The sequence below is a fragment of the Kocuria sp. HSID16901 genome (assembly GCF_003989425.1).
Classification (GTDB): Bacteria; Actinomycetota; Actinomycetes; order Actinomycetales; family Micrococcaceae; genus Rothia; species Rothia massiliensis.
The window spans coordinates 268,287-292,148 of sequence record NZ_RBLM01000001.1; the positions used below are offsets into that span (position 1 = coordinate 268,287).

16 protein-coding genes and 1 riboswitch are annotated in these 23,862 nt (G+C 62.2%); of the genes, 15 read left to right on the plus strand and 1 reads right to left on the minus strand.

All coding sequences use genetic code 11. The annotated features are described in order from the left end of the window. Positions 1–4: 4 nt before the first annotated feature. Positions 5–1,036: a GTP 3',8-cyclase MoaA gene (moaA, locus tag D8M21_RS01295; RefSeq protein ID WP_048682971.1), complete on the minus strand. Its 1,032-nt coding sequence runs from the start codon at positions 1,034–1,036 to the stop codon at positions 5–7. 210 nt (positions 1,037–1,246) lie between these two features. Here moaA and modA point away from each other — a divergent pair, with 210 nt between their 5' ends. From modA to pcaDC, 15 genes are all read left to right on the plus strand, one after another. Beyond that, positions 1,247–2,107 (plus strand): molybdate ABC transporter substrate-binding protein, encoded by an 861-nt coding sequence (gene modA / locus D8M21_RS01300; protein ID WP_202975598.1) that lies wholly within the window; start codon positions 1,247–1,249, stop codon positions 2,105–2,107. Beyond that, the gene (locus tag D8M21_RS01305) at positions 2,091–2,948 is read left to right on the plus strand and encodes an ABC transporter permease (protein ID WP_048682970.1); all 858 of its coding nucleotides are present in this window, start codon (positions 2,091–2,093) and stop codon (positions 2,946–2,948) included. The genes modA and D8M21_RS01305 overlap by 17 nt, the downstream gene beginning before the upstream one ends. 8 nt (positions 2,949–2,956) lie before the next feature. Then, entirely contained in the window at positions 2,957–4,237 is a 1,281-nt protein-coding gene (locus D8M21_RS01310) for a molybdopterin molybdotransferase MoeA (RefSeq protein WP_065424320.1), read from the plus strand. Positions 4,238–4,274: 37 nt separating this feature from the next. After that, positions 4,275–4,766: a cyclic pyranopterin monophosphate synthase MoaC gene (gene moaC / locus D8M21_RS01315; RefSeq protein ID WP_048682965.1), complete on the plus strand. Its 492-nt coding sequence runs from the start codon at positions 4,275–4,277 to the stop codon at positions 4,764–4,766. Next, the gene (locus D8M21_RS01320; protein ID WP_082156871.1) at positions 4,763–5,260 is read left to right on the plus strand and encodes a MogA/MoaB family molybdenum cofactor biosynthesis protein; all 498 of its coding nucleotides are present in this window, start codon (positions 4,763–4,765) and stop codon (positions 5,258–5,260) included. Before moaC ends, D8M21_RS01320 begins: the two co-directional genes overlap by 4 nt. Then, complete coding sequence (locus tag D8M21_RS01325; RefSeq protein WP_048682961.1) at positions 5,247–5,726, plus strand: molybdenum cofactor biosynthesis protein MoaE; 480 nt, start codon at positions 5,247–5,249, stop codon at positions 5,724–5,726. Before D8M21_RS01320 ends, D8M21_RS01325 begins: the two co-directional genes overlap by 14 nt. A gap of 380 nt (positions 5,727–6,106) precedes the next feature. Next, a riboswitch (glycine riboswitch) is annotated at positions 6,107–6,198 on the plus strand. Positions 6,199–6,322: 124 nt separating this feature from the next. Further along, positions 6,323–9,193: an aminomethyl-transferring glycine dehydrogenase gene (gene gcvP / locus D8M21_RS01330; protein ID WP_048683061.1), complete on the plus strand. Its 2,871-nt coding sequence runs from the start codon at positions 6,323–6,325 to the stop codon at positions 9,191–9,193. A gap of 29 nt (positions 9,194–9,222) precedes the next feature. After that, the gene (gene gcvT, locus D8M21_RS01335; RefSeq protein WP_048682958.1) at positions 9,223–10,407 is read left to right on the plus strand and encodes a glycine cleavage system aminomethyltransferase GcvT; all 1,185 of its coding nucleotides are present in this window, start codon (positions 9,223–9,225) and stop codon (positions 10,405–10,407) included. Positions 10,408–10,461: 54 nt separating this feature from the next. Continuing rightward, positions 10,462–11,910: an L-serine ammonia-lyase gene (locus D8M21_RS01340; protein ID WP_048682955.1), complete on the plus strand. Its 1,449-nt coding sequence runs from the start codon at positions 10,462–10,464 to the stop codon at positions 11,908–11,910. Between the two features lie 278 nt (positions 11,911–12,188). Next, the gene (gene rpoB / locus D8M21_RS01345; RefSeq protein ID WP_048682952.1) at positions 12,189–15,704 is read left to right on the plus strand and encodes a DNA-directed RNA polymerase subunit beta; all 3,516 of its coding nucleotides are present in this window, start codon (positions 12,189–12,191) and stop codon (positions 15,702–15,704) included. 54 nt (positions 15,705–15,758) lie between these two features. Beyond that, positions 15,759–19,652 carry a DNA-directed RNA polymerase subunit beta' gene (locus tag D8M21_RS01350; RefSeq protein WP_048682949.1) on the plus strand — a complete coding sequence of 1,298 codons (3,894 nt, stop codon included), beginning with the start codon at positions 15,759–15,761 and terminating at the stop codon, positions 19,650–19,652. A gap of 249 nt (positions 19,653–19,901) precedes the next feature. Further along, the gene (gene pcaH / locus D8M21_RS01355) at positions 19,902–20,738 is read left to right on the plus strand and encodes a protocatechuate 3,4-dioxygenase subunit beta (protein WP_082156869.1); all 837 of its coding nucleotides are present in this window, start codon (positions 19,902–19,904) and stop codon (positions 20,736–20,738) included. Beyond that, positions 20,735–21,379 (plus strand): protocatechuate 3,4-dioxygenase subunit alpha, encoded by a 645-nt coding sequence (gene pcaG / locus D8M21_RS01360; protein ID WP_082156868.1) that lies wholly within the window; start codon positions 20,735–20,737, stop codon positions 21,377–21,379. The genes pcaH and pcaG overlap by 4 nt, the downstream gene beginning before the upstream one ends. A gap of 1 nt (position 21,380) precedes the next feature. Beyond that, positions 21,381–22,604, plus strand: a complete 1,224-nt coding sequence (locus tag D8M21_RS01365) for a lyase family protein (protein WP_048682947.1) — start codon at positions 21,381–21,383, stop codon at positions 22,602–22,604. Next, on the plus strand, positions 22,601–23,860 hold the full coding sequence (pcaDC, locus tag D8M21_RS11585; RefSeq protein ID WP_065424319.1) for a bifunctional 3-oxoadipate enol-lactonase/4-carboxymuconolactone decarboxylase PcaDC: 1,260 nt from the start codon (positions 22,601–22,603) through the stop codon (positions 23,858–23,860). The genes D8M21_RS01365 and pcaDC overlap by 4 nt, the downstream gene beginning before the upstream one ends. The last annotated feature ends 2 nt before the right edge of the window (positions 23,861–23,862 follow it).

Here is a 23,862-nt window from a genome sequence, read left to right on the forward strand (position 1 = left end):
AGCGTTATCCTCCGATTGCACTCATGCTTCGATCCGGTTGCACAAATTCGGGGGTGTCCAGCCCCACTGTGTCTTGACCGTGCGCCTTGGGTTTTACCCACATGGCTGCCTGCCATATTTCGGCGATCTCCTCGTCGGAGGCGTCGGACCGGAGCGCGGTCAATAGGTCAGTTTCCTCGTGAGAAAAGAGGCAACTGCGAATCTTGCCGTCGGCCGTGATCCGAGTGCGACTACACGACTGGCAGAAGGGCTCGGTCACAGAAGCGATGATACCGACTTGCCCGAGGGGATGGGACGACGGGTCGGAAGCGCCCGGGAACACATCCCACAGTTGAGCCGGGGCCGAGCCACGGGGTTCCGCGTGCGGAGCCAAGGTGAATTTCTCCGAAAGGAGTTCCCGCATTCGTTCCGCGGTGACCATGCCGTCTCGGGTCCACCCGTGGTCGGCGTCCAATGGCATCTGCTCGATAAACCGGAGTTGGAACCCCTGATCGAGGCACCATTCCAGCAACTCGGCCGCCTGGTCGTCGTTGATGCCGTTCATGAGTACGGCGTTGATCTTCACCAGATGAAGGCCGGCCTCTTTGGCGCCTTCTAGGCCCCGAAGAACCTGAGGGAGGCGTTGTCTCCGGGTCATCTTCGCAAAAGTTTCGGGGCAGATGGTGTCCAAGGAAACATTGATGCGTTGCAAGCCCGCCGCGACGAGATCATCGATGCGTTTTTCCAGGCCGATGCCGTTGGTCGTGATCGACATGGGCAAGTTCGGGTGAGCTTGATGTAACGAGCCAATAATGTGCTCTAGGTCGCGTCGGACCAAGGGTTCACCTCCGGTGAAGCGAACCTCTCTAATGCCCAAGAGGCGGACTCCGATGTCCGCGATGCGCACGGCTTCATCCGCGGTGAGCATCTCGTTCTTCTTAAGCCAGTCCAACCCTTCGGCGGGCATGCAATACGTGCACCGGAGATTGCACTTATCGATGAGGGAAAGGCGCAGATCATGTGCGATGCGTCCGTGGCGATCTTCGAGTAGTCCCACGAATCCTCCTTACGGCCAATTCGTTGGGGTCTTGGCCTTTCTATCTACGTTACTCGCCGTGTCCAGGCCGTGAGAAAGACCGTTTATGATGCGCCACCCATCTCAGTGGGCCGCGTCACAAAAGTGATGGGCATTGCCTCGTGCCTATACTTAAATTTCGGTCCGATCCTTGGGATCGCGATGCATCACCACACCTGCGAAGGAGCACCTATGCATCAGTACAGCTCTATGAATGCCTCGACCTCAGGGGGCTCGAACCGGAAAACCCGATGGGCTCTGATGGGTGCTTCTACGATGGCGATCGGCGTCTTGGCGCTCTCGGGATGCGGAAGCTCAGGGGCGAGCGACGCCACTTCCAGCGGAAGCGCGTCCGCCTCAGACGGCGAGCAGCAGAAGACGATTACCGTGTTCGCCGCGGCATCCTTGCACAAAGCCGGGGAGGACCTCGCCAAGAAATACGAGGCAGATCACCCGGGTGTCAAGATTTCGTGGAACTTCGCCGGTTCCTCAAAGCTCGTGCAGCAAATGCGTGAGGGAGCTTCCGCAGACCTTTTCATCTCGGCCGACCAGGCCAATATGGATAAGGCTCTGAAAACGGATGCCTTCCATAATTCTCCCGAGCCCAAAGTCATCGCCAGCAACACGCTTCAGCTGGTGACGGCTCCGGGCAACCCGGGGCACGTCTCCAGTATCCAGGACGCCGCGGATCGACCGGTGGCGGTATGCGCCCCCGAGGTTCCGTGTGGCACGTTGGCGAAATCAGCCACGGATGCCGCGGGAGTGCACCTGAATAAGGCGAGCCAGGAAGCCAATGTCTCGGCCGTTTCCACCAAGGTGAGCCAGGGTGAAGTGGACGCGGGCTTCATCTACTCGACGGACGCACTGAATTTGAAGAACGGTGGCAAGGACATCACCGCAATCGATCTCCAAGGGATCTCGAATAATAAGTACCCGGCGGCCATGACCACCTCCGGTCAGGACCGTTCGGACGTTAAGGACTTCTACCAGTGGTTAGCGTCCAACGATGCCCAGCAGATCCTGAAGAAGTACGGTTTTGAGCCGGGCGAATAGTCGCAATTACGCGTTTCCGCTGTGGATGTTTGTCCCAGCCGCCATCGCTGTACTGGTGGTGGTGGGGCCGCTGTTGGGGTTGGTCATCAAGATTCCCTGGCATCGAGCCGAGGAACTCTTGTCGGCCCCCTCGGCGGTCGCGGCCCTCAAGCTCTCCCTCGGGACGGCGGTCACTGCCACGGTGCTGTGCATCCTGGTGGGGCTGCCGCTCTCGTTGCTCTTGGCGCAGTGGGCTCGACATCGCGGTGAATCGCGTGGGGGACGTGGTTCAACGCTCATCCCGGTGATGGGTGGAGGCGTCGCCTTTGTCGTGTACGCCCCATTAGTGCTCTCACCGGTGGTTTCTGGGCTTGCCCTCATGTATTTCTGGGGGCGCAATGGGCTGCTCGGCCAATTTCTTGCCTCCATGGGATTGAGCGTTTCCTTCACGCCGTGGGCGGTGGTGCTCGCGCAGGTATTTGTTTCTCTTCCCTTTTTCGTGTCCACTGCCGTGACCGCACTCTCCTCGATTCCTCGTCGATTTGAGGAAATCGCGGCGACGGAGGGGGCCCGGCGCGGAGAGATCATGCGCAAGGTGCTGTTACCCATTGCGGCCCCCGGCCTGATCACCGCCTCCTTGCTGAGTTTTGCCCGAGCCCTCGGCGAATTTGGGGCAACTATCACCTTCGCCGGCAATATCGACGGCGTTACCCGTACCATCCCGCTGAATATTGAGCTGGGCCTGTCCTCCGACGACGTCGACGCCGCGTTGGGAAGTTGCATCATGCTGCTTGCCCTGTACATCGTCGTGGTGGCGCTGCTAGTGCTGGCCCGCTGGCTCGGCGGCCTCCGTCAACGTTAGGGAGTCTGATGTCCGAACGTCCCTCCAAATCTGCCACCGAGGCCAGGTCGCCTCGGGAACACCTCGACCGGGTGATCCAACACCTTCGCTCCTTCGGTGCTCGGCCCCGCAGCGAAACCATTCCGGTGGGTCCGGACGCTCTCGGTCGAGTTCTCGCCGAAGACGTGTTGGCACCGTTGGACTCTCCGCGCTTCGATAACTCCCAGATGGATGGCTTTGCCCTGGCTGCCTCCGACGTCGAGCGGGAGGACCGGGTATTTCTCGTGGGGCCCGTGGTGGCCGCAGGGTCCGATCCGGAGAAGGTCTACCCGAACGGCCTGGAGCAAGGAACCGTCTGCCCGATCATGACGGGGGCGAAGCTTCCCGATGGGGTTGGCGCGGTGGTTCCCGTCGAACGCTGCGAACCGCCGGAATTCGTGGAGGCTGGCCGTCGAGTTTCCGTTCCCAAGGCACCGTCTGGGCAATTCATTCGGACGTCAGGTTCCGACATCATGCGAGGTGAAAGGGTTCTAGGGCGTGGGCAAGCTGTGACGCCCCATAGACTCGGAATCCTCGCGGGGATGGGATGCCAGGAAGCTGTGGTCCATGCACAACCGCGCGTGCTGATCTGCACAGGTGGCGAAGAAGTTCTCGGAATGGACGCGTCGGCGGAATCGCTCGGAGCAGCCGGAGTCTTTGACGCTAATGCACCCATGTTGTCGGCTTTGTGCGTCGAATATGGGCTCGACGTCGTGGGCCGGGTCCATACGAGCGACCGGCCCGAGGATGGCGCGTCTCGACTCCGGGAGGCCGTCCGGCAATACCGTCCTGACGTGATCGTCACCTCCGGAGGCATCAGCCACGGTGCCTTCGAGGTCATCCGCCAGATCATCGGTTCGAGCGCGACGTCGTGGTTCGGTCACGTATCGCAGCAGCCGGGCGGCCCGCAGGGGTACGGTGATTGTGAGGGAGTGCCGGTGATTTGTCTGCCGGGGAACCCGGTCAGCACCCTCGTTTCCTTCCGCGTCGTCATAGCCTCGGCCGCAGCGGCGGTATGGGGGACACAGCAACCACAGACCGTCCAGGCGGCACTCGAAACTCCGGTGCATGGGGTCAAAGGTAAGACGCAGTTTCGACGGGGCCGAATTGTGAACGAAGGATCAGCTCGCAGGGTCGCCGTCGTCGGTGGGGCCGGCTCGCACCTTCTGTCACAGATGGCGGAGGCGGACTGTCTCCTTGAGGTGCCGGCCAACGCGCAACTGAGCCACGGCGACGTCGTGACAGCGCACTTGCTCAACCTCGGATGCTAGCCCCCGAACATCACTTCTGACTGATGGAGACAACACTATGACCGAAGAACCTACCGAGCTGACCCACGTTCGGGCTGACGGAACCGCCCATATGGTTGACGTGACCGCTAAAGGCGTAACGCAGCGCGAAGCCACGGCAACCGGAACCCTGAAAACTCGACCGGACGTCATCGATCTCGTCTACGCGGCGGACCTGCCGAAAGGCGACGCGTTGCCGGTGGCGCGTATCGCCGGAATCATGGGTGCCAAGAAGACGTCCGAGCTCATCCCGCTGTGTCATCCCTTGCCGCTTGGCAAAATCACGGTGGACTTCGAACGGTTGGACGAGGGCATTCGGGTCGAGGCCACCGTGAAGACCTCGGGGGTGACCGGCGTCGAGATGGAGGCATTGACCGCTGTGAATACGGCCTTACTCGCGCTCTACGACATGATTAAGGCCGTGGATAAGCATGCGGAAATGCAAGGAATCTACGTTGTGGCGAAATCTGGAGGGAAATCCGGGGATTGGCAGCGGGAGCGCACCTCATGAGCGATACCCGCAAGAAGACGGGACTGGTCATCGTGGCCTCTACCCGCGCTGCCCGGGGAATCTATGAAGACCAGTCCGGGCCGATTGCCGTGGAGTGGCTTCAAGGCGCGGGGTTTGAGACCCCTGATGCGTTGGTCGTCGAAGACTCCCAGATCGAGGCGACGTTCGCCCGCGTGATCGAGGATCCGGAAAACCGCCCGACTTTCATTCTGACAAGCGGTGGAACGGGTCTGAACAGTGATGATCGAACGGTAGAGGCCGTCGCCCCATACCTTGATCGGCAGATCCCCGGAATCATGCACGCCCTCTGGGATCGCGGTTTACGATCCACTCCGACGGCGGTCCTTTCGCGAGGCGTAGCCGGCGTCGTCGGGAGGACTTTCGTGGTGACGTTGCCCGGTTCTCGTGGGGGAGTCAAAGATGGGATCGCTGTTCTGGACGGCATTTACCCGCATATCCTGAGCCAATTGGAGGATTGCCATGACCACTCATGAGTCAAACGGGGATCCATCGCGCGTTGCGCAGGAAACGGGGCGAGTTATCCGCGCGGACGTTGTCGAGGAGCCACTGGAGCACCTGCAGATGGAGGGGCGTGCCGCGACCATGACCCGGGCCATGGGCGCCCTCGTGGTCTTCGACGGTATTGTGCGCGATCACGACGGGGGCCGGGATGTCAGCGGCCTCACGTATACGGCCCACCCTGACGTGGGCGAGTTCATGAGACGCACGGCGGAAACGGTATCGGCGCGTCACGCGGATGCACGTCTCTGGGCTGTGCACCGCATCGGCCCCTTGGAGATCGGCGAATCTGCGTTGACGGTCATGGCGGCAGCGGCACATCGAGGGGCAGCCTTTAGTGCGTGCGAGGACCTCGCGGACTCGATCAAGGCCGAGGTTCCGATCTGGAAAGAGCAGTTTCTCCGGAATGGCTCGATCGACTGGGTAGGTCTCGATTCATAGGCCCGAACCGGCACGAAGGCGACCTTCAGGGCTACCCCCGAGGCGCCACCGGCCATTGGTACACCTATTGCCAACTCAGGTGAATTATCTCTCTGTACGCGCTATCTCGCTGGAGCTGTACCGAGAGTAACGGCTGAAAAACAGGTTTCCTGTCGCTGCACTCGGCGCCGCCACGAACTCACCTCGAGGTAACGCCGTCGTCGAATCAACCAAACACCATTCCGGGCACGGTCGGGCAAGGATCATGTCGGAGCCAGACCGTGCACGGCAGGTGCATCAAATTCACCCACCAGCCCCGCTTATCGGTGACCCGACCGAGGAGCGGGGCTGATGGTTGGACCTCCCGATGTGGTGTGGCAAACTTAAGGTCAATTGCCGCGAAAGCGCTTTCGGGAGAGATCCGGCTCGACCGGACGCCGAAGGAGCAAACCCTCCCCGGGAAACTCTCAGGCCCATGAACCGAAAACGTCAGGCAACTCTGGAAAGGGACCCCACGGTCCCGCCGAAGGGGCAAGATGTCGCACCGTCGCGGCGTCGAAAACTCTCAGGTCAAGGCACAGAGCGGGGAGGGCACATTCGCCGACCTCGGAGTACTCATGTCCTTCATCGACCGCCACCTTGGGCCCCGCCCGTCCGACATCGCCTCCATGCTTAACGAGCTGGGATACGACTCTCTGGCTTCGTTGTCCGACGCGGCCGTGCCCGCCTCGATCAGGCGTTCCGAGCCCATGACGCTTCCCGGGCTTTCCCAGCCGCTGAGCGAAGACGAGGCAACGCGTCGACTGCGCGGACTCGCGGACCGAAATCAGGTCAAGGTCCAAATGATCGGTCAAGGATACTCCGAGACCATCACGCCGGCCGTTCTGCGGCGAAACATCCTGGAGAGCCCGGGTTGGTATACCTCATACACGCCCTATCAACCGGAAATCTCGCAGGGCCGGTTGGAAGCGTTGCTCAATTTCCAAAACGCCATCATGGACCTGACCGGCATGGACATTGCCAACGCGTCGATGTTGGACGAGGCAACCTCTGCCGCCGAAGCCGTCGTGATGATGCGCCGGGCCAATCGCAAGGTCAAGGGCGGGGCGGTCGCCGTCGACGCCCGGCTCCTACCGCAGACCCTCCGCATCGTAGAGGGCCGTCTGACCGCCCTCGGTATCGAGCACCGCATCGTCGATCTCTCCGAGGGTCTGCCCGACGAGGAACTTTTTGGGGTGATCGCGGCGCAGATTGGCTCCGAAGGCCAGGTTATCGACAACACCGAACTCGCGTCCCAAGCCCACGAACGCAACGCCCTCGTCACGATCGCGACCGACCCGCTGGCTCTGACGCTGATCTCTTCTCCGGGCGCCCAAGGCGCGGACATTGCCGTCGGAAGCTCGCAACGCTTCGGCGTCCCCCTCTTCTTTGGTGGGCCTCACGCGGCATTTATCGCCGTTCGCCGCGGCTTCGAGAGGTCCTTGCCCGGCCGTTTGGTGGGCGTCAGCACCGACGCGGCTGGACGGCCCGCTTACCGTCTGTCGCTCCAGACCCGCGAGCAACACATACGGCGCGAAAAGGCCACGTCTAACATCTGCACGGCCCAGGCTCTGTTGGCGATCGTGGCAGGTGCGTACGCCGTCTATCACGGTCCGGAGGGGCTTCGTCGCATCGCCGAAGAGATCCATGACAAGGCTGCATATCTTGCGGCCGGACTCAACGCCGCGGGCATCGCGCTCGCCCACGAAACCTTCTTCGATACCGTGACGGCAGTGACCCAGGGCCGCGCCGATGAGGTCACGGCCGCCGCCTTGGCCAAAGGCATCAACCTCCGCAAGATCGACAACGACCGGGTGGGCATCAGCATTGGCGAGCCGCATACGTTTGCTCAACTCGATGACGTTCTGAGCGCATTCGACGCGGCGCCTTCAGACAGCCCCGGTGCGTACGACCTCCCGGAGGAGGTGCTGCGGCAGGACGACTACCTCCGTCACCCGGTGTTCCACGCACACCGAAGCGAAACTCAGATGATGCGTTATTTGCGGGAGCTGTCCGACAAGGACCTCGCGCTCGATCGCACGATGATTCCGCTCGGTTCGTGCACCATGAAGCTGAACTCCGCGGCCGAGATGGAGCCCATCTCGTGGCCGGAATTCGCCTCGATCCATCCGCTCGCCCCGCGGGATCAAGCGGAAGGCTGGCTTGAACTGGTCCAGAACCTGGAGGACTGGCTGACCGCGGTCACCGGTTATTCCGACGTTTCCCTTCAGCCGAATGCCGGCTCTCAGGGGGAGTACGCCGGTCTGCAAGCGATCCGTGACTACCACCGTGACCGAGGTGAATCGGAGCGCGACGTCGTCCTCATTCCGGCTTCGGCGCACGGAACCAACGCCGCCTCGGCCGTCATGGCAGGACTGCGCGTCGTCTCCGTCGCTACGGCGGAGGACGGTTCCATCAACATCGAGGACCTGACGGCGAAAATTGAAAAATATGGTGCGCAACTTGCGGCCATCATGATCACGTACCCTTCGACGCACGGCGTGTATGAGGAGACGGTGACCGAGGTGTGCCGCCTGGTCCATGAGGCGGGGGGACAGGTCTACGTCGACGGCGCCAACCTGAATGCCTTGATGGGATTGGCCGCACCTGGCGAATTTGGGGGCGACGTTTCGCACCTGAACTTGCACAAGACGTTCTGCATTCCGCACGGTGGCGGGGGCCCCGGCGTTGGTCCCGTGGCCGTAGCGTCGCAGCTGGCACCGTATCTCCCCGGAGATGCGGCGGAGCTCGATGCCGATTCGGGCGCCGACTCACGCCGCGTCGAGGCGGTTTCTCAGGCTTTCTTTGGATCCGCCGGCGTGTTGCCCATTTCGTGGATGTACATCGCGATGACGGGAGCGGAAGGCCTCCGCGCCTCGTCGGAAGTCGCGATCCTCAACGCGAACTATCTCGCGAAGAGGCTCAACGACTACTTCCCGGTTCTGTACACCGGGCCGTCGGGATTGGTGGCTCACGAGTGCATTATCGATGTGCGGGATCTCTCCCAAGCCTCGGGAATCACCGCGGAGGATGTCTGCAAGCGCCTGATCGACTACGGCTTCCACGCCCCGACCCTGGCCTTTCCCGTAGCGGGAACCCTCATGGTCGAGCCCACGGAGTCGGAATCTTTGGAGGAACTCGAGCGTTTTATCGAGGCGATGATTCATATCCGTGCGGAAATGATCGAGGTGGCCGAGGGTCGGGTCGACGCCGAACAATCGGTGCTGCGGTTGGCGCCGCACACGGCCGAGGTCCTGACCGCCGACGAATGGGATCGCCCCTACTCTCGGAGCCTTGCCGCTTATCCGGTGCCGCGTTTGCGTCATTCCAAGTATTGGGTTCCGGTGGGCCGCATCGACGGCACCGCGGGGGACCGACACTTCGTCTGTGAATGCCCTCCCATGGAGGCTTTTGACCTCGAGGGCCCGCTGGCCGCCGAAGACGCATAATCGAATCGTTCGATCAGGGAGACACGAAGATGACTGCTCAAAATACCGACTTCATCCCCAATACCGAAGGTCCGCGCACCACGATGCTCCACGGAGTCCATGAGGAGCTGGGAGCGAGCTTCACCGACTTTGGCGGCTGGGAAATGCCGTTGAAATACGACAACGACGTCGCAGAGCACCGCGCCGTGCGCGAGGCGGCGGGTCTCTTCGACCTGTCCCACATGGGCGAAATCAGGATCACGGGCCCGGAAGCTTCTGCCCTTCTGGACTACGCCCTGGTCTCGTCCTTCTCGAAGCTCGCGGTAGGGCGCGCCAAATACTCGGTCATGGCGAATGCCGAAGGCGGCCTCGTGGACGACCTCATCACGTACCGAGTGGGCGAGGAGGAATACCTCGTCGTGCCGAACGCAGCGAACGCCGACGCCGTCCTTCGGGAATTTACGGTTCGCGGCGCCGACTTCGATGCGTCCATCCACGAGGAGACCAGCGCGACCTCATTGATCGCTCTGCAGGGCCCGGTCTCTGCCGAAGTATTGGCGAGCGTGATGGATAACGTGCGACTTGCGGATGGCAGCGAAGATCTCGCCGACCTGAAGTACTATGCCGCCGCCCCTGCGACGATTGCCGGAATCGAGGTGCTGCTCGCCCGCACCGGTTACACCGGTGAGGACGGCTTCGAACTTTACGTGCCCAATGAGTCGGCCGTGGCCTTGTGGAACGCGCTCCTGGAAGCGGGCCGGGAGCACGGCGTCGTCCCGGCAGGACTGGCGGCACGCGATTCGTTGCGTCTCGAAGCGGGGATGCCGCTTTACGGTCATGAGCTCGGCTCGAACGTTTCACCATATACATCCGGGCTAGGTAAGATGGTCGACATTGCCCTGAAAAACGGCGCGGACTTCGTGGGTCGCGAAGCCCTCGAAAGGGCCCAGGAACGCGCTCAAGAACCACGCCAGCGAGTTCTCGTGGGCCTGCGAGGCTTGTCGAAGCGACCGGCCCGTGCCGAAGCTAAGCTCGTGACCGGTGACGGCGAGGGCCGCCGGGAAGTGGGCGTCGTCACCTCGGGAATTCCTTCTCCGACGCTGGGATATCCGATCGCCATGGCACACGTGGAACGCGAGCAGTCCGACGTCGGCAAGACCATCGCGGTCGATATTCGCGGTAAAACTAACGACTTCGAGGTCGTCGAATTGCCGTTCTATCGTCGCTCGAAATAACCACTCGAATCCGGCCTGCCGGAACCCCAACTATTGACGGAGGTGTGGAAGGCCATGAAGAGCACCACTGATATCAGCGTCTTCGATCTATTCAGCATCGGCGTGGGCCCCTCGAGCTCACACACCGTGGGCCCGATGCGTGCCGCAAACCGCTTCATCAGCGAGTTGATTGGCGCGCAGCGTTTCGACGACGTCGCTCGTCTCCAAGTGGACCTCTACGGATCTCTGGCAGCCACGGGAGCGGGCCACGGAACCATGTCCGCAACCGTCAACGGGCTCGCCGGATGGATTCCGGAAACCATCGATATCGCCGAATCCGAGCAGATGATCTCCGATAATCAGGCCACCGGAAAGCTCGTTCTGGCGGGTTTCGCCCCTGACGTCGACCCGTCGACCGCGAACCGGTCCGACATTCAGACGGGGCCCGAGGTGGAGATCAGCGAGGCAGCGATGGTGTTGCGTCCGCTGACCATTTTGGAACGCCACACCAACGGCATCCGATTTACGGCCAAAGATTCCGATGGCCTGTTGATTGACGAACGAACCTATTTTTCGGTCGGCGGCGGATTCGTCATCGAAGAGGGTGAAGAGGCCGCCGGTGGCGACAGCCTGACCGATGTCCCGTATCCCTACGATTCCGCCGAAGAACTCGTGGAATTGGCGAATGCGCATCGTCTCTCGATCGCCGAACTGAAGATGGCGAATGAAACGACGGCCCGATCCCGCGAGGAGGTCGAGGCCGGAATTCTGCACATTTATCAGGTGATGCGCGAATGCATCGGCTCATCGTTGACCCGTATCGGATACCTCCCCGGTGCCCTCAAAGTTCGGTGTCGAGCCCAAAAATGGCATCGAGAGTTGTTGAATGAAGACCCCAATAAGGATCCGCAATACTCGATCGATTGGGTGAATCTGATCGCCTTGGCCGTCAACGAGGAGAACGCCTTCGGTGGACGTGTGGTGACCGCGCCGACCAATGGCGCCGCGGGAATCATCCCGGCCGTATTGCACTATGCCGTCAACTACGTCCCTGAGGTTCGCCACGGCGGTCGAAAGAAGCGCGAACGCGCGGTCATCGACTTCTTCTTGGCGGCCGCGGCCGTGGGCACGTTGTATAAGAAGCGAGCGTCGATTTCCGGTGCGGAGGTTGGTTGCCAAGGCGAAGTGGGTTCCGCCTCGTCGTTGGCCGCGGCCGGTCTCTGCCAGGTGCTCGGCGGAAACGTCGAGCAAGTGGAAAATGCCGCCGAAATCGCTATGGAACACAACCTCGGCCTGACCTGCGATCCCGTGGGAGGGCTCGTGCAAATTCCGTGCATCGAGCGCAATGCGATGGCGGCGGCCAAGGCAGTAAACGCAGCCAAGATGGCGATGCGTGGTGACGGCGAACATCGGGTCTCATTGGACCAAGTCATCGAGACCATGCGGCAAACGGGCGTGGACATGTCCAACCGATATAAGGAGACCTCACAGGGCGGTCTCGCCGTCAACGTCGTCGAGTGCTAATTCAGCGGGGGAGCGGGTTTCGCATAACCGCTGGACAAATCAGAATTCCGAGTGTAGAGTAAAAATTTGCGCTTTCCCTAAATTTTTGTGCCTTCATATAGCGGTGGGTACAACTGATGGATCCAGCTCACGCTTCCAGGCAACCACGACCACCGACTCACCAAGATCGCTCATCATAGGGGCGGTCCTTGTGCGCGTCAGATCGCCAGCCGGAATGCGCGAGAACGTGGATCCGGGCAAGCCTTCGTGTCCCGACAGGTCTGTGGAAGGATCCAATCTTGGTCGCCTCGAGCACCTCTAATTATGACGCCGCTCTCGCGGAGGGAAACCCGCACGACGGTTCCGCCTCACGCATCTCTTTTGCAAAGATTCACGAACCACTGAGCGTTCCTAACCTGCTTGCCTTGCAGACGGACAGCTTTGACCGCCTCGTCGGAAACGACCGCTGGAGCCAGCGCGTCGTCGAAGCCGAAAAGACCGGCGATGCCTCGGTCGAGCGCGTGTCCGGCCTGACCGAAATCTTCGAGGAGATCTCACCGATCGAGGATTTCCAGGGCACGATGTCCCTGTCCTTCTCGGAACCCGAATTCGCTGATCCGAAGTACACCATGGAGGAGTGCAAGGATCGCGATGCCACCTACTCGGCGCCGCTATACGTCAAGGCCGAGTTCATGAACAACGAAACCGGCGAGATCAAGCAGCAGACCGTGTTCATGGGCGATTTCCCGCTCATGACCGAGTCCGGCACGTTTGTGATCAACGGTTCCGAGCGCGTCGTCGTCTCGCAGCTCGTGCGTTCCCCGGGTGCATACTTTGAGAAGGCCGCCGACCGTACGTCTGACAAGGACATCTACTCGGCCCGCATCATCCCTTCCCGCGGTGCTTGGTTTGAGCTGGAGATCGACAAGCGCGATCAGGTCGGCGTTCGCCTCGACCGCAAGCGCAAGCAGTCGGTCACCGTCCTGCTGAAGGCCTTGGGCTGGACCGACTCCAAGATCTTGGAAGAGTTCGGCGAATTCGACTCGATTCGCGCGACCCTCGAGAAGGACACCGTCGAGACCCGCGACGAAGCCCTGATCGATATCTACAAGAAGCTTCGTCCCGGTGAGCCCCCGACGGTCGATGCAGCTCAGTCGCTGCTCGACAACATGTACTTCACCCCGAAGCGCTACGACCTGGCCAAGGTCGGTCGTTACAAGATCAACCGCAAGCTCGGCCTCGACAAGGCGCTGTCCGATAACGACTCCTCGGTTCTGACCCAGGACGACATTGTCGCCATGATCCGCTACCTCGTGACCCTTCACGCCGGCGGCAAGACCATCAAGGGCAAGCGCGACGGCGTCGACACCGACATCTACGTCAGCACCGACGACATCGACCACTTCGGTAACCGCCGTATTCGTGCGGTAGGCGAGCTGATCGAGAACCAGATCCGTACGGGTCTGTCCCGTATGGAGCGCGTCGTGCGCGAGCGGATGACTACCCAGGACGTCGAGGCCATCACGCCTCAGACCCTGATCAATATCCGCCCGGTGGTCGCCTCCATCAAGGAGTTCTTCGGCACCTCCCAGCTCTCGCAGTTCATGGATCAGAACAACCCGCTCGCCGGGCTGACCCACAAGCGTCGCCTGTCCGCGCTCGGCCCGGGAGGCCTCTCCCGCGACCGCGCCGGCATGGAGGTCCGAGACGTGCACCCGTCCCACTACGGACGCATGTGCCCGATTGAGTCCCCTGAAGGCCCGAACATCGGTCTGATCGGATCGCTCGCGACCTTCGCGCGCATCAACCCCTTCGGTTTCATCGAGACTCCGTATCGCGAAGTCGTCGACGGCAAGGTCACCGAGAAGGTCATGTACCTGACTGCGGATGACGAAAAGGGCAAGATCATCGCGCAGGCAAATGCTCCTCTCACCGAGGACCAGCACTTTGCCGAAGAGTACGTCCTGTGCCGCGCCGCAGACGGTTCCGGTGAAGCCGAGGCCAAGCCGGCCGCCGACGTCGAATTCATGGACGTTTCCCCGCGCCAGATGGTGTCCGTGGCGACGTCGTTGATTCCTTACCTCGAACACGACGACGCCAACCGCGCGCTCATGGGTGCCAACATGCAGCGTCAGGCAGTGCCGCTGCTCGAATCCGAGTCGCCGGTCGTCGGCACGGGCATGGAAGGCTACGCCGCGATGGACTCGGGCGATTCCGTGCTGGCCAAGAAGGCCGGTGTGGTCCGCGAAGTTTCCGCCGATCTGGTCGTCATTGCGAACGACGACGGCACCACGACTTCGTACCCGATCGCCAAGTTCCAGCGCTCCAACCCGGGTAACTGCTACAACCACCGTGTTGTGGTTTCCGAGGGAGACCGCGTGGGATACCGCGGCTTGATTGCCGACGGCCCCTCGACCGACAAGGGCGAACTGGCCCTCGGTAAGAACCTCTTGGTCGCATACATGTCCTGGGAAGGCCTCAACTACGAGGACGCGATCATCCTCTCGCAGCGTATGGTCTCGGACGACGTCTTGACCTCGATCCACATCGAGGAGCACGAGATCGATGCCCGCGACACCAAGCTGGGCGCCGAAGAGATCACCCGGGACATCCCGAACGTCTCGGAAGAGGTGCTGTCCGCACTGGACGAGCGCGGCATCATCCACATCGGTGCCGAGGTCGAGGCCGGCGACATCCTGGTGGGTAAGGTCACGCCGAAGGGTGAGACCGAGCTGACCCCTGAGGAGCGCTTGCTCCGCGCGATCTTCGGTGAGAAGTCCCGCGAGGTTCGTGACACCTCCTTGAAGGTTCCCCACGGCGAGTCCGGAACCGTCATCGGCGTCCGCGTGTTCGACCGCGACGAAGACGACGAGGACATGCCTCCCGGAGTCAACCAGCTGGTTCGCGTCTACGTGGCTCACAAGCGCAAGATCACCGACGGTGACAAGCTCGCAGGCCGTCACGGTAACAAGGGCGTCATCTCCAAGATCCTTCCGGTCGAGGACATGCCGTTCATGGCCGACGGAACTCCGGTGGACGTCATCCTGAACCCGCTCGGTGTGCCGGGCCGTATGAACATCGGCCAGGTGCTCGAGGTCCATACCGGTTGGTTGGCCAAGCAGGGTTGGAAGATCGAGGGCAATCCCGAGTGGCTCGAGAATCTGCCGAACTTCCCGAAGGAATCCGGCCCCACCAAGGTCGCGACTCCGGTGTTCGACGGTGCGGAGGAGAACGAAATCTTCGACCTCCTGGACCACACGACGCTGAACCGGGACGGCGAGCGTCTGATCGACCGCTCCGGCAAGGCGATGTTGTTCGACGGACGTACCGGTGAGCCGTTCCCCGAGCCGATTTCGGTGGGCTACCAGTACATCCTGAAGCTGCACCACTTGGTGGACGACAAGATTCACGCCCGTTCGACCGGTCCTTACTCGATGATTACCCAGCAGCCGCTGGGCGGTAAGGCACAGTTCGGCGGACAGCGTTTCGGCGAGATGGAGGTGTGGGCACTCGAGGCGTATGGCGCCGCCTACACGCTGCAGGAAATCCTGACCATCAAGTCCGACGACGTCCACGGACGCGTCAAGGTCTACGAGGCCATCGTGAAGGGCGACAACATCCCCGAACCGGGTGTCCCCGAGTCCTTCAAGGTGCTCATCAAGGAAATGCAGTCTCTGTGCCTGAACGTCGAGGTCCTCTCGACCGAAGGCAATGCGATCGAAATGCGCGACTCGGAGGACGAAGGATTCCGGGCTGCCGATGAATTGGGTATTGACCTCTCCCACAACGAGCCCAGCTCGGTCGAGGAAGTCTAAACACCCCTCATCCACACCAGATCCTTCTAGAGTTTTTTGAGAGAAAAGGACCCCATGTCCAACGAATCTTCACTTGGTTTGATGCGGATTGGCCTGGCCACCGCGGAAGATATCCGAAACTGGTCGTACGGTGAGGTCAAGAAGCCGGAGACCATTAACTACCGAACCCTGAAGCCGGAGAAGGAAGGCCTGTTCGACGAGCGGATCTTCGGTCCGACCCGCGACTGGGAATGCTACTGCGGTAAGTACAAGCGCGTGCGCTTCAAGGGCATCATCTGTGAACGCTGCGGCGTCGAGGTGACTCGCGCCAAGGTGCGCCGTGAGCGGATGGGCCACATCGAGCTGGCCGCACCGGTCACCCACATTTGGTACTTCAAGGGCGTTCCGTCGCGCTTGGGTTACCTCCTGGACCTCGCGCCGAAGGATCTCGAGAAGATCATCTACTTCGCCGCGTACATGATTACGTGGGTTGATGAGGAAGGCCGTCACGACGACCTGCCGAACCTTCAGGCCGCGCACGATAAGGACAAGAAGTCCCTGGAATCCGAGCGCGACGCCGATATTGCGGCGATTGCCAAGGAGACCGAGGAAGAGCTCGCGCGCATCGAAGCCGAGGGTGGCAAGGCCGCGGAGAAGCGCAAGCTGCGCGATTCCTCGGAACGCCAGATGGCTCAGGTTCGCAAGCGCGTCGACGCCGAGATTTCTCACCTCGACCAGGTCTTTGACCGCTTCAAGAACCTCAAGGTCAGCGACCTCGAGGGCGATGAAGCTCTGTACCGTTCGATGGTCGACAAGTACGGCATGTACTTCGAGGGATCGATGGGCGCCGAGTCCATCAAGCGTCGTCTCGAGAACTTCGATATGGAGGCTGAAGCTGAGGCCCTCCGCGAGGTCATCCAGAACGGCAAGGGACAGCGCAAGACTCGTGCGCTCAAGCGCCTCAAGGTCATCAACGCCTTCCTGACCACGGATAACTCGCCGCTCGGCATGGTTCTGGACGCCGTCCCGGTCATTCCGCCGGAGTTGCGCCCGATGGTGCAGCTCGATGGTGGACGCTTTGCGACGTCGGACCTGAACGACCTCTACCGCCGTGTGATCAACCGCAACAACCGCCTGAAGCGTCTTTTGGATCTTGGTGCCCCCGAGATCATCGTGAACAACGAGAAGCGCATGCTCCAGGAGGCCGTGGACTCACTGTTCGACAACGGCCGTCGCGGCCGACCCGTGACGGGTCCGGGCAACCGCCCGCTCAAGTCGCTCTCCGACATGCTCAAGGGCAAGCAGGGACGCTTCCGTCAGAACCTGCTCGGTAAGCGCGTCGACTACTCGGGCCGTTCCGTGATCGTCGTTGGTCCCCAGCTCAAGATGCACCAGTGTGGTCTGCCCAAGCAGATGGCTTTGGAGCTGTTCAAGCCCTTCGTGATGAAGCGCCTCGTGGAGCTGAACCACGCGCAGAACATCAAGTCGGCCAAGCGTATGGTCGAGCGTTTCCGCCCGCAGGTTTGGGACGTCTTGGAAGAAATCATCACGGAGCACCCCGTGTTGCTCAACCGTGCGCCAACCCTGCACCGTCTGGGCATTCAGGCGTTCGAGCCGCAGCTCGTCGAGGGCAAGGCCATTCAGCTTCACCCGCTCGTGTGCTCGGCCTTCAACGCCGACTTCGATGGTGACCAGATGGCCGTGCACCTTCCCCTGAGCCCCGAGGCGCAGGCGGAAGCTCGCGTGTTGATGCTTTCCTCGAACAACATCCTGAAGCCCTCCGACGGCCGTCCGGTGGCGGTTCCGTCGCAGGATATGATCATCGGTCTGTACCACCTGACCACGGTTCGTGACGGCGAAAAGGGAGAGGGCCACGCCTACTCCTCCCTCGCCGAGGCGATCATGGCCATGGAGCGTCACGAGATCCACCTCAACTCCCGAGTGAAGATCATCCTCAACGACTTCGTGCCGTACGAAGGATGGGAAGCACCGGAGGGTTGGGAGCAGGGACAGCCCGTCCTGGTCGAGTGCACCGTGGGACAGGTGCTGTTCAACGAGACTCTTCCGGCCGATTACCCGTGGTTCCGCGGCGTCGCCGACAAGAAGGGCCTCGGACAGCTGGTCAACGACCTCGCCGAGAACTACCCGATGGTCGAGGTTGCCCGCACTCTGGACAACCTCAAGGACACCGGTTTCTACTGGGCTTCGCGCTCCGGCGTGACCGTCGCCGTCTCCGACATCGCGACGCCGCCGAGCAAGCCCCAGATCATGGCAGGCTACGAGCAGCAGGCCGACGAGATCCAGGGCCAGTACGAGATGGGTCTGATCGACGACGACGAGCGTCGTTCCGAGCTGATCGACATCTGGACGAAGGCGACCGACGAGGTGGCCGAGGCGATGCGCGACAACCTCACCGACCTCAACACGATCAACCGCATGGTGTCTTCGGGCGCCCGTGGTAACTGGATGCAGGTCCGTCAGATTGCGGGTATCCGTGGTCTGGTGGCGAACACCCGTGGCGAGATCATGCCCCGCCCGATCAAGTCCTCGTACCGCGAGGGCCTGTCGGTTCTGGAGTACTTCATCGCGACGCACGGTGCTCGTAAGGGCCTTGCCGATACCGCGTTGCGTACCGCGAACTCGGGTTACTTGACCCGTCGTCTCGTGGACGTTTCGCAGGACGTCATCGTTCGCGAACTCGACTGCCAGACCCGTCGTGGCCTGGTGCTCCCGTTGGTGCAGGTCGATCCGGATACCGGCTCTATCTCGCTGCATGAGGACGTCGAGAACTCGATCCACGGCCGTATCCTTGCGGTCGATGTGAAGGATGAGGACGGTAACGTTCTGGTCCCTGCGGGCGAGGACGTTTCGGATTCCGTCATCCAGACGATGTACAAGGCTGGCATCCAGGAAGTTCGCGTCCGTTCGGTGCTGACCTGTGAGTCCGCCGTCGGTGTGTGCGCCAAGTGCTACGGCCGTTCGATGGCCTCGGGCAACCTGGTGGACATTGGTGAGGCCGTGGGCATTATCGCTGCGCAGTCGATCGGTGAGCCGGGTACCCAGCTGACCATGCGTACCTTCCACACCGGTGGTGTTGCCTCCGCCGAGGACATCACTCAGGGTCTGCCCCGTATTCAGGAGCTCTTTGAGGCACGAACCCCGAAGGGCGTGGCTCCGATCTCCGAGATCGCCGGTCGCGTGACCATCGAGGACACCGAGAAGGCCTTGAAGATCATCGTGACGCCGGACAGCAAGGACGACGAGGCCATCGCCTACCCGATCCTGCGCCGTGCTCGCCTGCTCGTGGAAGACGGCGAACGCGTCGAGGTTGGCCAGCAGTTGGTCTCCGGTGCCGTGGATCCGAAGGAAGTTCTGCGTATCCGTGGTCCCCGCGAGGCGCAGAAGCACCTGGTGGACGAGGTCCAGGGCGTGTACCGCTCGCAGGGTGTGGGCATCCACGACAAGCACGTGGAAGTTATCGTCCGTCAGATGACCCGCCGCATCACGGTGATCGAATCCGGCGAGACCGATCTGCTTCCGGGCGAATTGGTGGAGACCGTGCAGTTCCAGCAGGCGAATAAGAAGGCCGTGACGACGCAGCAGCGTCCGGCGGCCGGTCGTCCGGAGCTGATGGGCATCACCAAGGCCTCGTTGGCGACCGACTCGTGGCTCTCTGCGGCCTCCTTCCAGGAGACCACTCGCGTCCTCACGCAGGCCGCGATGGAGGGCAAGTCCGACCCGCTGGTTGGCCTCAAGGAGAACGTCATCATCGGTAAGCTCATCCCCGCCGGTACCGGTTTGGACCGTTACAACGACATCGAGGTTGAGCCGACCGAGGAAGCACGCGAGAAGATGTATGCCAACTCCACCGGTTTTGGTGACTTCAGCTACGCTGCCGAAAATGACGCTTCCGTGGCCGCCGAGTTCCAGGCCATCCCGTTGGATGACTACGACTTCGGCAATAACTAAACACTGAGTTGCGGACCTGCCTTAGGGCGATCCGCACCGAACGACGGCCGGCCCTCTCCAATCTGGAGGGGGCCGGCCGTCGTTAAAGGTGGGGTAGCTTCGTGCCTGTCACCAGGGCCTCCCTCGGACCCTGAATCACCCTCCTCGAGGTTCGCATCGCGCACACAAATTCTGAGAGCGAACTTTTCGCCGATAGATTGACCATGGCGCGGATCACGAGCGGATTCGGGAACAGGAAGGGAGGACGGCATGACACAGGAGTCACACGCCGAAAAGAATCTGGACGAGGAGAACTTCACCCAGCCGGTGGTGTTGAATTCCGACGCCGCCGCGGACAGCCAAGACGCGATCAATCGAGAGATCGATCGGGTTCATCAGGCGGCTCGCAGCGGTGGATCGGCGGAAACGCAACCCCGTCTGGATTTTCCCCCGTATCGGAGTTCGGTGTTGCGGCACCCGACCAAGGACCTCCACCATACGGACCCGGAGCTCATCGAACTCACGTCCCCGGCTTTCGGACATCGCGACGTTCACGAGCTCGAATCCGATCTGACGATCCAGGGCGGCGGAGAACCCGTGGGCGAGAGGATCAAGATCACCGGCCGGGTCATGGACGCCGCCGGTCGCCCGGTCCGTCATCAGCTCGTGGAAATTTGGCAGGCCAATGCCGCTGGACGCTACATCCACAAAAGGGATCAACATCCGGCCCCGATCGACCCGAACTTCACGGGCGTCGGTCGGTGCCTCACCGACGAAGCCGGAAATTACGAATTCACCACCATCAAGCCGGGGCCGTACCCGTGGAAGAACCACCGCAATGCCTGGCGCCCGGCCCACGTGCACTTTTCGCTGTTCGGCACGGACTTTACACAGCGCATGATCACCCAGATGTACTTCCCCGGTGATCCGCTGTTCAGTCTGGATCCGATCTACCAGTCGATTACGGATCAGAAGGCGCGTGATCGTCTGGTCGCGACCTACGACCACGGCGTCTCGGAACACGAATGGCTTTTAGGCTACCGGTGGGACATCGTCCTCGGTGGCAGCCAGCGGACCTGGATGGAACCCGAAGAGGAGCAGCGATGACCCGCGACACGACGACGCGTCCCACCAGCATAGGGCGGCCCCTGGCCGATCACCCGCAGGATCTCACGCCCACCCCTGGGCAAACGATTGGCCCCTTTTTCGGTTATGCCACCGCAGCCGAAGCGGTCGGACTGCCGTACCGTGGAGGCAACGAGCTCGTGGACCGCTCTCGACCGGGCGCGGTGCGTCTGACCGGGCAGGTCTACGACGGCAATGGTGACGTCGTCCCCGATGCCATGATCGAGATCTGGCAGGCGGCCGAGGACGGCTCGATCCCCGAGGAGACCGGGTCGCTACATCGCGACGGTTACACCTTCACAGGGTGGGGGAGGGACGCCGTCGATCGGCTCGGAACCTATTCCTTTACGACCGTCAATCCCGGTCCCACGGACCGCGGACATGCCCCATATTTCCTCATGGTCGTTTTCGCCAGAGGCCTCCTCAATCGCTTGTTCACCCGCGTCTACCTACCGGACGATGCCGAGGCGCTGGATGCGGATCCGCTCTTGGCGTCCTTGCCGGCCGATCGTCGGGCGACGCTTATCGCAGATCGCGAGCCGGACGGCACCTTGCGGCATGACATTCGCCTTCAGGGAAAGGGAGAGACCGTATTCCTTTCGTACCCCGGAATCGACGGCTGACATGACCTTCAGTGATCTCCTCATCCCCGGCGGGCAACGCGCCGACTCCGTGGTCGGGGACGACGCGTTGCTTCGAGCGCTGGTGTCCGCGGAAGCCGAGTGGGTCCGGGCACAGGCTGACGCCGGCGTGCTGGATCCGCCTTTGGCCGCTCGCATCGCCTCCGCGATCGAGCAGGCCGAGATAGATCCTGAGGCCCTCGCGAGCGGGGCCGAAGGTGGGGGCAACCCCGTGATTGGTCTGGTCGCGATGTTGCGTCGGTCAGTCGCGCAGCGGGTTTCGGAAGAGGCCTCCATGGCCGTCCACCGTGCGTTGACCAGCCAAGACGTGATGGACACGGCCCTCATGAGCGTTGTCGCCTCGGCGTTGGCGGGATGCCACGAAGCGTTGGGTCGCACCGGTGACTCCTTGGCTCGCCTGAGTGCCGAACACGCCGACACGGTGATGGTGGCCCGGACGCTAGGCCAGCATGCATTGCCGATGACCTTTGGTGCCCGGGCCGGTCGGTGGCTCGACGGCGTCGCGGCCGCATACCGGGAGACGGACCCCGACCACACGTGGTTGCCCGTATCCGGGGGAGGCGCCGCAGGAACCCACCGCGCGGCGTTGGCGCTCGAATCCATGGCCGAAGACTCGGCCCTGGACATGTCGTTGGGGGATCGGCTCGGGCACTTCTGGGCGCGGCGACTGGGCCTCAATGGTCCCGTCGCCGATCAGGTCTGGCACACGCGGCGTCGCCCCATGATCGACGCGGTCGAGCCCCTGGCCCGAGCCGCCGTCGCGTGCGCCAAGATGGCCGGCGACGTCGTGATCTCCTCGCGCAATGAGATTTCGGAGCTCGCAGAGCCGGCCGCCGAAGGCCGGGGCGGATCCTCTGCGATGGCGCATAAGAAAAATCCGACCCTGTCGATTCTGATCCGCCGATCCGGGGTCACGGCCTCGCGTGCGGTCGGTGCGCTGATGGAGTCAGAGGCCCTCGCGGTTGAGGAACGGTCGGAGCTCGCCTGGCACCTGGAATGGGAGCCAATTCGAACAGTTGCTCGTCACGGACTGATCGCGACGTCCCTTGCGGCGGAACTAGCGGAAGGGCTGATCGTCGATCCCGGGGCGATGACCCGAAATCTCAATCTCGACGGGAATTCGCCCGCGAGCCGGGACACAGGAAATAGCGCGGACCAGGCCCGTGCGGCCGCCCGTCGATGGGACACAGCAAAGGAGCAATCATGACGATGCCGGACCTGATGTCGGTGGCCCTCGGAAGCAATCTGGACGGCGGCCAACCATCCTCGCGGCATGCGAAACCTCTGTTGGTCGTCGGTCCCTCCCTTGGGACGTCCGTGACGCCGCTGTGGGCTCCGGCCGCGGAACACCTGCGAGAAGAATACGACGTCGTCGGGTGGGAACTGCCCGGGCACGGACGGGGCACGCCCGTGAGCGAGCCGTTCACGGTCGAGGAGCTTGCCGAAGGCGTCCACCGATTGGCCGACCGGATCCGTGCCGAACGAGGTCGCCCCGAGGAGAGCTACCTCTATGCGGGGGTCTCGGTCGGCGGAGCAGTCGGTCTCGCTCTGGCACTGGCACACGGGGATGAGCTCAGGGGACTGGCGGTGATCTGCACGGGCGCGAAAATCGGCACGGCGGAGAGCTGGATCGGCCGCGCGGAACTCGTGGAGGGTTCCGGCACTCCCACACAGATCATCCATTCCGCGAAGACCTGGTTTGCCCCCGGGTTCCTCGACCAACAGCCCGTGGTAGGCACCGAACTTCTGCACAGCCTGCAGGAGGCCGACCGAGCCAATTACGGCCTGGTGTGTCGAGCCTTGGCGGTCTTCGACGTCCGCGAGAGGCTGTCCGAGATCGACGTCCCGGTGCTGACCATCGCGGGCGGACACGATCCCGCAACCCCGCCCGAATCCCTTCAGGAAATCGCCGAAGGGGTCCAGTCCGGACGCTCCACGGTCTACCTCGACGCCTCGCACCTCGCGGTCGCCGAGGTCCCGGACCAGGCGGCGGCGGACCTGACAGAGTTCTTCGGCGACCTGCCTGAAAACGCCGCAAGTGGGGCCCCGGCGGTATCCGATTTGCCGGATCCTTCGAAAACCCGCGACGAGGTCAAGGCGGACGGTATGGCGGTTCGCCGCCAGGTCCTTTCCGATGAGCACGTGGACCGAGCGGTATCCGCGACCACGTCCTTTACCGAGCCCTTCCAAGACCTCATCTCCCGGTACGCCTGGGGAGAGATCTGGACCCGTCCAGGATTGGATCGTAAGACGCGCAGCGCCATCACGCTGACCGCGATGATCGCCTTGGGCCACTGGTCCGAATTCGAGATGCACGTCAAGGCGGCTCGCCGCAACGACGTCAGCGTCGCGCAGATACAGGAGATCATCCTGCAATCGGCGATCTACTGCGGCGTTCCTGCCGCCAATACCGCATTCGCCCACGCACAGACCGTCCTTCGTGATCTCGGCGAGATCAGCTAAAC